A 12,061-nucleotide genomic window follows, 5' to 3' on the forward strand; every position below is an offset into this window, starting at 1 on the left:
GAATCGTTGAATCTCAGATACAAAAAAGCCCTAACTATATGTCAGGGCTTAAATGATGGTACCCGAGGCCGGACTTGCGCCGGTACGTGTATTTCAACAGCGCGAGGGATTAGGCTTTCTGAACTGAATCGTTGAATCTCAGATACAAAAAAGCCCTAACTATATGTCAGGGCTTAAATGATGGTACCCGAGGCCGGACTTGAACCGGCACGCTTATTCAGCGAGGGATTTTAAATCCCTTGTGTCTACCAATTCCACCACTCGGGCAAACTCTATGACTCTGATGATACGTATCATTGGTAGTAGATACTGCCTGCCCCTGTTAAAGAGACAAACTCATCATAATCGAATATGGAGGCGCGACCCGGAGTCGAACCGAGATCGACGGATTTGCAATCCGCAGCATAGCCATTCTGCCATCGCGCCATATTGTTTATCTTCGAAGAAGATAATGTCCAAATCCTCTATCAGAAAATTTGGAGCGACATATCGGGTTATAAACCAATCACCGATATCCTATACCTAGGTATCGCGCACTTGACATAAATAAAGAGTCAACTGAGCTAATGTCGCATCTTTTATCGAAAATTTGGAGCGACATATCGGGTTCGAACCGATGACCTATACCTTGGCAAGGTATCGCTCTACCAACTGAGCTAATGTCGCATAATCTTACGTAACAACAATATCTGTAATCATCACCGAAGGTATCGCACTTTCACCTTTAGCAACTGAGCTAATGTCGCATTTCAAATTTTCTTGCCTTCAGGAATTTGCATCGCTGCTTTCCCCTGACTGCGGAATGGCATTCTACCGATTTAGGGCCAAGAGTCAATCGCATATTTGACGATAAATGACTGCTTGCACACTAAATAGTCTTATTGCATTTTAATTACCCGATTCGGACGTAAGGTCGCCCCATGCAGCCCGGATATAACTCAACATAGACCAGAAAGTGAGTACAGCGGCAATATAGAACAGACCGAAAGCGGTATAGGTGAGGAGATCATTCGGCTTCCAGATCAAACCAATAATTGCAATCATTTGGGCTGCAGTCTTATATTTACCAATCCAGGACACGGCCACTGCGCCTCGTTTACCAATTTCGGCCATCCACTCTCTCAGTGCCGAAATCACAATCTCTCTACCGATCATAAATAATGCCGGTAGTGTCAGCCAGATATTATTAAATTCGGCAACAAGAAGTACCAGTGCAGTCGTAACCATTATCTTATCGGCGACGGGATCCAGAAAGGCACCAAATCGAGTAGACTGCTTTAATTTTCTCGCGGCATAGCCATCGAGAGCATCAGTAACGGCAGCCAACCAGAATACGAAGGCAGCAACGAAGGGAGCCCATGAGTATGGCAAATAAAAAATCACCACGAAAACAGGCAATAAAAACAGCCTGAAAAAAGTTAACGCTATAGGTATATTAAACGGCATGAGAAAACCAATAGTTTAAAAGCAGCGACAATCTTGCCTTAATTTTACTACCCTCGCAATGAATCATGTATCGTTTGTGCCATTTCTAAACTAATACCGGGAACTTTAGCCAGTTCTGCCACACTTGCGCCCTTAACTTCCTGTATACCACCTAAATATTGTAACAGCGCCTTCCGACGTTTAGGGCCAACCCCTGCAATGGATTCTAAGCTGGAGGTATTCCTCGTCTTTTGGCGCTTATTTCTATGCCCGGTAATAGCAAATCGATGTGATTCATCTCGAATATGCTGAATCAGGTGCAAAGCGCCGGAATCAGCCGGAATGGTAAACGCCTGTTCATTTTCGCCATAGATTAAGGTCTCTAAGCCGGGCTTTCTTCCCTCACCTTTAGCTACCCCGATCAACAAAGGAACTTTATCTATATCAACAAACTTCTCATCGACAATCTTCTGTGCGATACGAAGTTGTCCCGTTCCACCATCGATAAACAGAATATCCGGGATCTTGCCACTCTTATCAATTTTATCAAACCGCCTTGTTATCGCCTGTTTCATCGCGCCATAGTCATCGCCGGGGGCAATCCCGTTAATATTGTAGCGCCGGTAATCGGCTTTACTTGGCCCCTCTCGATTAAATACGACACAAGAAGCAACGGTGCTCTCCCCCATAGTGTGACTGATGTCGAAGCACTCCATTCTCTTGATCGGCTCAGATATCTCCAGCGCCTCTTCCAGCAACAGGAAGCGTTGCTCAACCGTGTTCTTGTGAGACAGGCGGGTATTGACCGCATTGGTGGCATTGGTCACTGCAAGTCGTAAAAAATTGGCCCTTTCACTGCGAACATTTGTCTTTATCTCAACCCGCTTTTCCAGGGCTGACTGTATCGCGCGCTCTAACTCAGGCAGATCTTCAAAGCTGTGGCTCAATAATATCTCTTTAGGAACGGTTCGCTGACTGTCTCTATTGAGATAAAATTGGATCATAAATGCACTAAGGACTTCATCCAGTTCTGTTTTAGCAGGCACACTAGGGTAATAACTCCTGCTACCGAATATTTTTCCGTCACGAATAAACAGCAGGTGAAAACAGGCGACGCCAGAGGCATAGTAGGCACCGATAACATCCATATCACCCGATGTATTTGACACCTCCTGCTGCTCCGCAACCCTTCTTAAGGCGGCAATTTGATCTCTATAACTTGCCGCCTGCTCATACTCTAGAGCCAGTGCAGATGCTTCCATTTTAGCAACCAACTCAGTCATTACCTGCAGATCTTTTCCCTTAAGGAAAAGATTGACAAGCTTAACCTGAATCGCATATTCATCATCGCTGATTTTATTAACACAAGGAGCACTGCATCGACCGATCTGATATTGCAAACAGGGGCGTGAACGAGATTTATAGTAAAGATCGTCACACTGCCTGATAGGAAAGATCTTCTGCAACAGGTGCAGGCTCTCTCTGACCGCCCCTCCATTAGGGTATGGGCCAAAGTAGCTCCCCTTATCCCGCTTAGGGCCACGGTGATAAGCCAACCTGGGGTGTTTGTGTTCACTTAATAAAATATATGGATAGGATTTATCGTCTCGAAGCAGGACATTATACCTGGGCATATACTGCTTGATATAATCGTTTTCAAGAATGAGGGCATCGGTTTCACTATGCGTCACGGTGACATCAATATTGGCGATATGTGAGACCAATGCCTGGGTTTTGACATTATGTAAGTTGCTACGGAAATAGGAGCTTAATCGCTTCTTTAAATCTTTAGCCTTACCGACATAGATAACCGTACCCTCTTCGTCATACATACGGTAAACACCTGATGATGAGGAGACGGTCTTTAAAAATACCTTAGAATCAAACGAAGTTGGCATATTGTTCAAATAAAGCGGCGGTTAAAACTGACCGGTATCTAACATTTTATAACGAATTGCCAATCTAGTCAGCTCGACGTCGCCATTGATGCCAAGTTTGGCGAATAATCGATACCTGTAGCTATTCACCGTTTTAGGGCTTAGGTTTAACTGCTCTGAGATATCATTTACCTTCTCGCCACTGGTGATCATCATCATGATCTGCAGCTCTCGCTCGGACAATGATTTAAAAGGGTTCTCTTCCGATTGATTAAACTGGCTTAATGCCATCTGTTGCGCAATCTCCGGAGAGAGGTATCTTTGCCCGTGCGCTACCTGACGGATAGCCTGAAGCACCTCGGGAGGTGTGGCCCCTTTTGTGAGATATCCCGAGGCCCCCGCTTGCATGACTTTTGTCGGAAATGGATCTTCAGTGTGAATGGTTAATACAATAATCTTTGCATGGGGTTGATAGCGCAGAATCTTTCTGGTTGCTTCCAGGCCGCCGATCCCCGGCATATTCATATCCATCAGGATAACATCAGCTTCGTTATTACGACTCCACTGAACAACGGTTTCGCCATCACCGGCCTCACCCACCACTTTTATCCCGCGTTCATCTTCAAGGATACGACGGATCCCCGTACGAACTAATTCATGATCATCGACCAAATATACTGATATCAACTGAAATTTACCTTAGGAGTCGGATGATGAATCTAAAGTCGATTCAAATCTTATTTATCCGTAATTTAGCCCATTAGTGAACAATAGGAAAGCAGTATTTATAATATTGTAACATAATGAATTTAAAGTAAACTATTGCACAAAACAGTTGACAAACATGACTCTAACTATTCATGTAACAACAATGAATAGTTAACACACAGGTCAGCTCATCTCCTCACCTACCTGCTATCCCTCAGATTATCAACAAAAATATAAAATACTAACCGTTAAAGGACAGTTGTAGACCGTTCAAATGCCATGGATAGCGAGAGTATAAGACATAACAAATTGCATAATACCTGCCCGGAAAACCACCAGCTCTTCGCTGTATCATTATGTCAAAAGCCAGAAGTTGTGCGCATCAGCAACTCAGGTTCGGTTCTGCCATATCAGTTGATATATAAGGAAATTCGATAACTCTTTCAAAATACCAATGAATAATCAAAGGTTATAACAGGCTAAGCTTGCCGGCCTCAAAAATCAGTTGTGCCATGTTTCGCGCTTTCAGTGTCTGTTTGAGCACTGACAAGTGATAATCGACTCCCCGCAGAGTCAAACTCAAGCTTGATGAGATCTCTTCTCTGCCCGATCCGTTAGCTAAATGGGTAAGGATGCAGGCAGAGATAGGGCTGACGATATTATAATCCACTAAAGGGTTGATATCGGCGCCATGATGAAGCGCTATTTGTGTTTGAAGGCGGGCCAGGTAGCGCTCAACCTCATCAATCCTATCCAGTAAATCTTCAACCTTTTCTGAACCTGACAGTATCAGGTTAAATCGTCCCGCCAGCTGAGGTGACACGGGACATGATACCGAAACTGTTACCATCTCGCCTATCTGTTGACTCTTAAGGTAACGTTTCATTCCAGCAGGCAAGTGACTCTGTGGCCATACAAACACAGAGCCACTGATAAGATTGCCAACTACCTCTTCCATACTCTTTAAGTACAACACCTTTTGTCGCCATAAGTTCAAACCTTTCATGGAGCTGGCATATAACTTCCGACGTTTGGTGAAATTACGGATATGATGAATATTACTGCCCATCTTTCGCCCCCAATCCGAAGGGGTGTGAAGATCATAGCAGTAACAGATCTCATCGAGTTCCAGGTCTATGCACCCTTGTTGTAACAAAGCTCTCAGCTTTGCCGATAGCGATAATTGACTCATATATCTCCCGCTTTAATCTTTACCATAGCCCTGAAGCTCTGCTCCGCAGAGACTCATCTAAGCGCAGTTATCTGTTTTCAGGTCATCAAATGATGCAGGCAGGCGGCACTTAAACACCTGTTGTTTTTGCTGTTTAATTCGTTGTAAAAGCAGTTTTGATACCTCAAAAGCACTTCCCTCAAACTCTACCTGCAGCGGCTCCCTGGCTCGTTCAAAGTTCCCCAGCTGCCTCAGCAACTCAGCTGCCAGTAACCTCTCCTGCACTGCATCCATGTTCAGTATCAATAGCAATGCCTCCATATTACTTCGCTCACGCTCGCTCCATTGGACCAAAGTTGCCTTTTCGGTGCGGTACTTATGGTTGGCAAGTTGCCAAAGTCTCAGGCGAATATACAACTGATGCTCCGAGGGCTGCTTGCCATACTCCTCAATCAGGGCCCATAATTCGTCTTCATCGAGGCTCTGATACGCCATTGCATTATCTTTACCCTCTGGCGCTGCTTTCAGTTCGGGCAGCCAGACCTCCGCCTTACAGTGTCCGCATTTAACCAGCAGTGACTGCTGTGGGACCATAGGACTATCGACATAACCATCACTCCACAACGATGCAGTTCGTGCATCCACCTCGAGCAGTGGCCGCAGAGTGAGGCAGCCACCACAATGGTTACACTCTTTAAAGACCTCTGTTCCATATCTCATGATAAATAACTCCGGTACATTAAACTTTCCGCTCGCTTCACCTTCAGGCATAGATCACTGTACCTGACACAGGCCTGTGTCGACGGTGATGTCGACGCAAGCCAAACCTTCAAGAGCCGGGTGTCACAAACGGGTCCCCTTTGGCAGGTACTTACGGATTATGAATGCCATTAACAGCAAGCCAGGCAGACAAAATACCGTCAAACCCAGAGAACCGGACTGAGGCACGTCCTCGATAAATGAACTGCCGGCCCACCCTATGCCAAACAAGAACGTCAGCCCACCGGTTATGAGTCCGGCCCAGGCAAACCAGGGCATCTTTACCTTAATAGATATATAGGCGAACGCCTGAACTCCGAGGGTGAACAAAATACCCATAATAAAAAACTCTAAAAGCTCCATAACAAACTCCTTATGAACGGCCAACTGCGCCAAATACATTACGGTTGGTTGGGTTAACTCGCATTCCCTCACCGGTATTCCAGAACTTAGTAACCTTGGCGGGGTTTTCAGTAGACCCATAACCAAATGCCGGATGCATCTCTGACATGGCACCATGCAGCGCACTGGGCACAAAAGGATTAGCCGCGACGATCATCCAATGATGCCAATAATCGGGCTCATTGAAGGTACAGGAGGCGATACAGGCACCACAATCGGTATCACTCTCAAGCCAGTAGTCGAAACACCTTTTCGAGTCGCTATGGAACTTCTTGATCCCCTCGTGGTTATTCCAGGTATAACCGGGCTGTTCGGCATGTTCACCGCCGAAGGTGTAACTGGTATCCTCACGGGTATCCAGGGCTTTACTGGGACAAGCATCGGCGCACTTTTTACAGGTCTTACAGAACTCAGTGATCCCCCAACTTCGGGCCTTATCGTGCTCGACAAAATCAAAATCTGTGTAGACCTTACACAGGCGAATCCGAGGGCCATATCCGGGTACGATCAATTGAGCATTTCGGGCACCTTCCCCCAAGCCCGCTGCAATGCCATAGGCAACCGAGTTACCGAGATCATTGCCGCTGGCAACGGCATGGTAGCCCAGCCCCTTAATAAATTGGGCCATTTGGGATGCCAAAGTGGCCATCTTTGTGTAGCCATCACCTACGGTTCCAGCGCAGGTGCGGGACGGTGCGGTGGCCATGTTGTCGTAATCCATAGGAACCGCCATCACGATCACTGTCTTGGGCTCGAAGGGAAAGTCCTTCTCCCAGCTCAGTTCACGATCCTCTGGCTTGAAGTGCTCCATCATCCCCTGCATCGCCTTGGCCATCTCCTGAGGATCAGAGATTTTACTGACCCCCATACGCTCCGCACCTTCCATCATCTCCACAGTCGCACCGGCATTGTAGATAGGGTCGTAGTCCCAGCGTTTGTCACGCTTGGCTATACCACAGCGAACCGCACCAAACAGACGAGCGGCACTGCGTATTGCGTTTGATGCCTCCAGCTTGCTGCCAAACTGGTACTGTTCATGCTCGACACCGGATTGATCCCATGAAAACCACTGGGTATCCGGTATGCCCATGGCACCGAGGCGAAGATCCCACTTGTGAGGCGGACACCATCCGGCATGCTGCAGCGCGGTATCCAGTTGGGTGAAGCCGGGACGTGAGTTATCCCAGCCCTTATGTTCATATCTGGGCACCTGAAGCTGAAAATTATAGCGCGAGTCGTTTTTAACCAGTCGACCAAACTGCTCATTTCGCTCGGGATAGCGCATCATCAAGTGTGGGCTACCGGCATAGGACCACATAGTATCCCGCTGAGGAAAAGGCTTAAAATCATCGGCAAGATCCGGCCAGCTTTTGTCGACCTTTCCCTCGATAGATGCCCTGCCGACTCCGAATGCCCCCAAGCCTGAGGCCAGCACCACACCACCACCTATGGCTGCACGTTTAAAAAGTTTCCGCCGCTCAGGATTATCGAGTAAACCTTGTGAGTGCTCGTTAGCATTATCATCGTCTACTATTTTATTGTTCGTCATAAATTATTACCCACCATTAAAGCGTTCAAGACAACACTTATAATTATTAAATCTCAAGAAGCAAAATAAATATAAACAGACACTATAAACCTGGTAAGAAATCAACACGCAACCAAGTTCAATTACCAGAGCATCAAAAACAAATAAATAATATATCAATCTGAAAGCATCAAATAGATAATAAAAAACAACTCACAATTTCACTTTTGATAATTAAATAAACAAAACCCTTCTCACCACTTGCTGTTGCAGGGTTTCCTGCAATATGTCACGGCACGATTGAGCCAGGTCAAGTTCCCGCTTTGTAAGCCAGGTAGCAGTTTTCATCAATACGTGCTCTCACGCACCCTTTCCCACAGTATCAATCGACACTCACACAGGGCCATACTAAAAACAATCACTATGATTAAAATATGTTCCAATACTTAGAAGAGTAATAACAGAACACTTATTACATATTGAGCCATGTTAATTCCCAACCATTAATTACCACAATTGAAATTCACTAACTCATATAACAAAACACTCACTTCAAAATAAAAACATTTATCAACTCTTAGTCACAACAAGCAAATAAAACAAACAACACAAACAAGCAACAAGTATATATTGCCAGCGTTTAAATAAAACATCCCAAAACAATAATAGAAAAACTGTATTTATAAATAATTTACAAGGATTGATACTATGATAACTCGACACAACTATTTGTCTCTGCTGCTCTTCGCAACGGCAGGGATTGCGACCACCGCATCGGCCAGTGGCATCTTGCGAGAACAAACCACCACCTCCTATCTGGCGACAGCCGGAGCGGGTCAGGCAGCAGATATTGGCGCATCTGCCGCCTTTAACAACCCGGCAGGCCTGGCTTACCTCACCCGGCCAGAGATAGAGGGTAATTTGCTGTTGATTGAAGATTCATTCCATTTTTACGATAAGGGGTCCAATGGAACCAATGATGATTTCGACAGCCGCCGTAAAAATACCGATTATGGAGTAGGCCTGAGCGGTGGAGGCTCTTTTTTCTACGGCCAACCACTTGCCGAGGGCTGGGGTATCGGTTTCGCATTGACCTCACCGGCAGGTGGAGCCACCGATTTTGGTGATAACTGGGCGGGTTCTAACTTCATAGAATCAATCGAAGTCATGATAGCGGTAGCTCAGGTTGCTGTGGGCTATCAAATTAGCCCACAGTGGTCGGTAGGATTGAGTGCAGGTGCGAGTTACATGAGCTGGGAGCTGGATCTCGCCCCCTTCCCTCAAGCTTCTGAAAACCTGGACCTGGATGACACTAAACTTGCCTGGGCTTTGGGACTTATGTACAGACCCGGCGAAAATACGAGGATAGGTTTGCGCTATGTTGCCGGGGTCGACCATGAGGTCACTGGGCCGGCAATTATCGAAACCCAAATGGGAAACACCGAATACCGGGCATCACAAGCGTTCAATCTGGCCGATCTGGTCACCCTGAGCCTGGATCAGCAACTGAGTCCAAACCTAACCCTGCTGGCCGATATCGAGTGGGCCAACTGGTCTGAGATGAAAGAGAGCCGCATTATCCATGAAGAGGGACCTACGGTCGTAGTTCCACGCGACTGGAAAGATGCCTGGGGCGCGGCTGTAGGTCTTGCCTACAAGGTTTCACCGACACTCGCCCTAAAGATTGGCGTCAACTACGACGAGTCGGCGGTCTCAACCAACAATCATAAGATAGATCCTCCCTTAGACAGAACTATCGCCTACTCTGCCGGAGTCGATTGGGCATTGAATGACAGCACGGAGTTTACCCTAGGTTATCAATACCTGGATTTCGGTGATATAGAGGTGAACCAAAGTATTGAGGGCTTCAACCCTATAACAGCCACGCCTTTCAGCCAACAAGTTATCGGAGAGAGTGAAGCCCACGTCCACATTGTCAGTCTGGGCATTAACAAAAAGTTCTGATAGCTTTTTATCTATATACCTTATTGCTGCCGAAGTAGCGGACACCGACAACCGCGACTTTGGCTTATAAGGTCGAAAAACGGAGAAAGCGATAGTGTCTATTTTGTCAATTTTGTACTAAGTAGATTCGTTGCTACTATCATCTCTATCAAAACAGATATAACACATAAACAACAGGCCGTGTATGCACCAAATATCACTCGACGATATCCGTCTGGTCAACCTGATTGCTAAAGTCGGTAGTTTTGCCCGGGCCGCAGACGCTAATGATCTTCCCCGCCCCAGCGTAACCCGAAGAATAAAACAGCTTGAAACCTATCTGGGCGTCATTCTGTTTCAGCGCTCTACCCGGCAACTGTCTCTGACCCCCGAAGGAGAGGTGTTCCTTCAACACTGCCAGGCCATCGATATGGAGTGGCAGCAGGCCACCGAGCGGATGAAAAACACCGGAGCCGAACCCAGCGGAAAACTTAGAGTCAGTGCACTGGGACTGTTCAATCGCACCATTGCAGGCCCGATATTGTCTCAATTTGTCAATCAATACCCGAAGATCGATCTCGAGTTAACCTCAACCTGGTCGGCACCGGATGCCTCTAAATTTGATTTTGACCTGATGTTTAACACTAAGCCTCTCGATGACAAGAGCTTCATAAGTGAAGTATTAACCATCACGGATAGAGATTTTTATGCCAGCCCCGACTATCTGGCAAGAATAAAGGTGCCGCAAACCCCTTTAGATATGAGCACACTCGATCTGATTATCCTCAACTACACCGATCTGGAGAATGGTCAGTGGTTATGGCAGGATGAAAGTACCGTTCGCTCAATGGCAGTGCAAAGCCACCTGAAGCTCGATGAAGCCGAAGCAGCCTTGCAGATGACACTTCTTGGTCACGGCATCTGCTGGCTCCCGGATTTTGTGTGTGAAAAACATCTTGCAGAAAAGAAACTGGTGAGGTTGTTTGACGGTAGCTTTGCCACCCCAGGGCCACTGTGGGCCATCTACCCCAGGACCCCCTATGAGAACCAACGTATGCGGCTGTTTATCGAGATGGCCAAGTCCAGCGAACTATTGGGGAAACCCGTTGTGAATGCCGTTAAGAGTTAATCGGTCACCTTAGCTTACTGAACGAATGGCACCAACTTTCTGCCGTGGGTTCAATTCCGTCATTTTTAAGCATCAACTCAGAAAGCAAAAAGCCCGCTATAAAATAGCGGGCCTTTCTGACTTTCTATTGCAGATCAGGGAGGAGAGATAGCGGTCTTTAAACAAGAGGACCCCTAGGGTTCAATTCCTTGGTTTTTTTAACGAAAAAAGGCCACTCTTTCGAGTAGCCTTTTTTCTAAATATGGCGGAGAGATAGCGTAATTTAAACAACAGGAACCCTACATATTCGTGCTACAAACCCATTACTATTGAAACCTAGCAATTATAAACACATCAACTTAACCACCAGACAGCAAAAAGCCCGATATCGTAAGATACCGGGCTTTTCTGAATATGGCGGAGAGATAGGGATTTGAACCCTAGATGGGCTACAAACCCATGCCGGTTTTCAAGACCGGTGCATTCGACCACTCTGCCATCTCTCCGAACGAGCGATATAATAACGCCCTCCCTCTTATGTGTAAATACCTATCTCGCCATTAGAGTATCGAATGCTCATTAGAGCAGCAAACTGCTGAGCTATAAACTAAGAGGTATAATCACTCGGGCATAGTTTCGCCGCTACCTCCCGCTTCGCTGGGCATATCTTTCATTTTCGGCAAACCATCTTTAATGGGTAGCACACTCTCCTGATAATGGACATGCACGCCCGGTTCAAACTTAAGTGATGGAATGCTCGCGGCAAATACATCGATTAAATTCATCGTCGGGTGTTCCGTCAAAATATGCCCGCCACATTCACTACACCACTTTCGTGTACTGTTGGGCGTCTTGTTAAAGCTGGAAATTTTATCGGCCCCGGCAGTGATGTTAATAGCCTCCGGGTCCCACAAGCTAAAGGCATTCACTGGTCCTGCAGACCACTTTCTGCAAGACTCACAGTGACAATAGCCCATCCCTTTAGGTGTACCTGTAACCAAAAATTGAACGGCACCACAGAAACAACGACCTTGATAGCTGGATTCTTCACTCATATTTTCTTCCTATTAATAACGTAAGAATATTGATAAGTGCTTTGAAGTGTAGTCTAAGAGCGCTGAAGGTGAAGTTACTCACCA

General features: G+C 46.4%; 10 protein-coding genes and 4 tRNA genes. 2 read left to right on the top strand and 12 right to left on the bottom strand.

What is annotated here, in order from left to right; all coding sequences use genetic code 11:
• Positions 1–181: 181 nt before the first annotated feature.
• The 10 genes from Q1B47_RS03605 to Q1B47_RS03650 form a co-directional block, all read right to left on the bottom strand.
• Positions 182–267 (bottom strand) — tRNA-Leu (locus Q1B47_RS03605).
• A gap of 85 nt (positions 268–352) precedes the next feature.
• Positions 353–426 (bottom strand) — tRNA-Cys (locus Q1B47_RS03610).
• Between the two features lie 164 nt (positions 427–590).
• A tRNA-Gly gene (locus Q1B47_RS03615) sits at positions 591–666 on the bottom strand.
• Positions 667–888: 222 nt separating this feature from the next.
• Positions 889–1,446 (bottom strand): CDP-diacylglycerol--glycerol-3-phosphate 3-phosphatidyltransferase, encoded by a 558-nt coding sequence (gene pgsA / locus Q1B47_RS03620; protein WP_299788826.1) that lies wholly within the window; start codon positions 1,444–1,446, stop codon positions 889–891.
• 47 nt (positions 1,447–1,493) lie between these two features.
• The gene (gene uvrC / locus Q1B47_RS03625) at positions 1,494–3,323 is read right to left on the bottom strand and encodes an excinuclease ABC subunit UvrC (protein WP_299788829.1); all 1,830 of its coding nucleotides are present in this window, start codon (positions 3,321–3,323) and stop codon (positions 1,494–1,496) included.
• 21 nt (positions 3,324–3,344) lie between these two features.
• Positions 3,345–3,989 carry a UvrY/SirA/GacA family response regulator transcription factor gene (gene uvrY / locus Q1B47_RS03630; protein ID WP_299788831.1) on the bottom strand — a complete coding sequence of 215 codons (645 nt, stop codon included), beginning with the start codon at positions 3,987–3,989 and terminating at the stop codon, positions 3,345–3,347.
• Between the two features lie 490 nt (positions 3,990–4,479).
• Positions 4,480–5,202: a hypothetical protein gene (locus Q1B47_RS03635; protein WP_299788833.1), complete on the bottom strand. Its 723-nt coding sequence runs from the start codon at positions 5,200–5,202 to the stop codon at positions 4,480–4,482.
• A 57-nt stretch (positions 5,203–5,259) separates the two neighbouring features.
• A complete protein-coding gene (locus tag Q1B47_RS03640) occupies positions 5,260–5,952 on the bottom strand; it encodes a hypothetical protein (RefSeq protein ID WP_299788835.1) in 693 nt (230 codons plus the stop codon).
• Positions 5,953–6,024: 72 nt separating this feature from the next.
• Positions 6,025–6,303 carry a hypothetical protein gene (locus Q1B47_RS03645; protein ID WP_299788837.1) on the bottom strand — a complete coding sequence of 93 codons (279 nt, stop codon included), beginning with the start codon at positions 6,301–6,303 and terminating at the stop codon, positions 6,025–6,027.
• A gap of 10 nt (positions 6,304–6,313) precedes the next feature.
• Entirely contained in the window at positions 6,314–7,891 is a 1,578-nt protein-coding gene (locus Q1B47_RS03650; RefSeq protein ID WP_299788839.1) for a reductive dehalogenase, read from the bottom strand.
• Positions 7,892–8,578: 687 nt separating this feature from the next.
• Between Q1B47_RS03650 and Q1B47_RS03655 the strand changes: the two genes are divergently transcribed.
• Together Q1B47_RS03655 and Q1B47_RS03660 are read left to right on the top strand one after the other, a co-directional pair.
• Positions 8,579–9,835 carry an outer membrane protein transport protein gene (locus Q1B47_RS03655; RefSeq protein ID WP_299788841.1) on the top strand — a complete coding sequence of 419 codons (1,257 nt, stop codon included), beginning with the start codon at positions 8,579–8,581 and terminating at the stop codon, positions 9,833–9,835.
• A 184-nt stretch (positions 9,836–10,019) separates the two neighbouring features.
• The gene (locus Q1B47_RS03660) at positions 10,020–10,943 is read left to right on the top strand and encodes a LysR family transcriptional regulator (protein ID WP_299788843.1); all 924 of its coding nucleotides are present in this window, start codon (positions 10,020–10,022) and stop codon (positions 10,941–10,943) included.
• A 394-nt stretch (positions 10,944–11,337) separates the two neighbouring features.
• Here Q1B47_RS03660 and Q1B47_RS03665 read toward each other — a convergent pair.
• Both Q1B47_RS03665 and Q1B47_RS03670 read right to left on the bottom strand, forming a co-directional pair.
• A tRNA-Ser gene (locus Q1B47_RS03665) sits at positions 11,338–11,428 on the bottom strand.
• Between the two features lie 114 nt (positions 11,429–11,542).
• Positions 11,543–11,977, bottom strand: a complete 435-nt coding sequence (locus Q1B47_RS03670) for a GFA family protein (RefSeq protein ID WP_299788845.1) — start codon at positions 11,975–11,977, stop codon at positions 11,543–11,545.
• Between the last annotated feature and the right edge of the window lie 84 nt (positions 11,978–12,061).

Source organism: uncultured Shewanella sp. (genome assembly GCF_947501225.1).
In the GTDB taxonomy this organism is placed as follows: domain Bacteria; phylum Pseudomonadota; class Gammaproteobacteria; order Enterobacterales; family Shewanellaceae; genus Shewanella.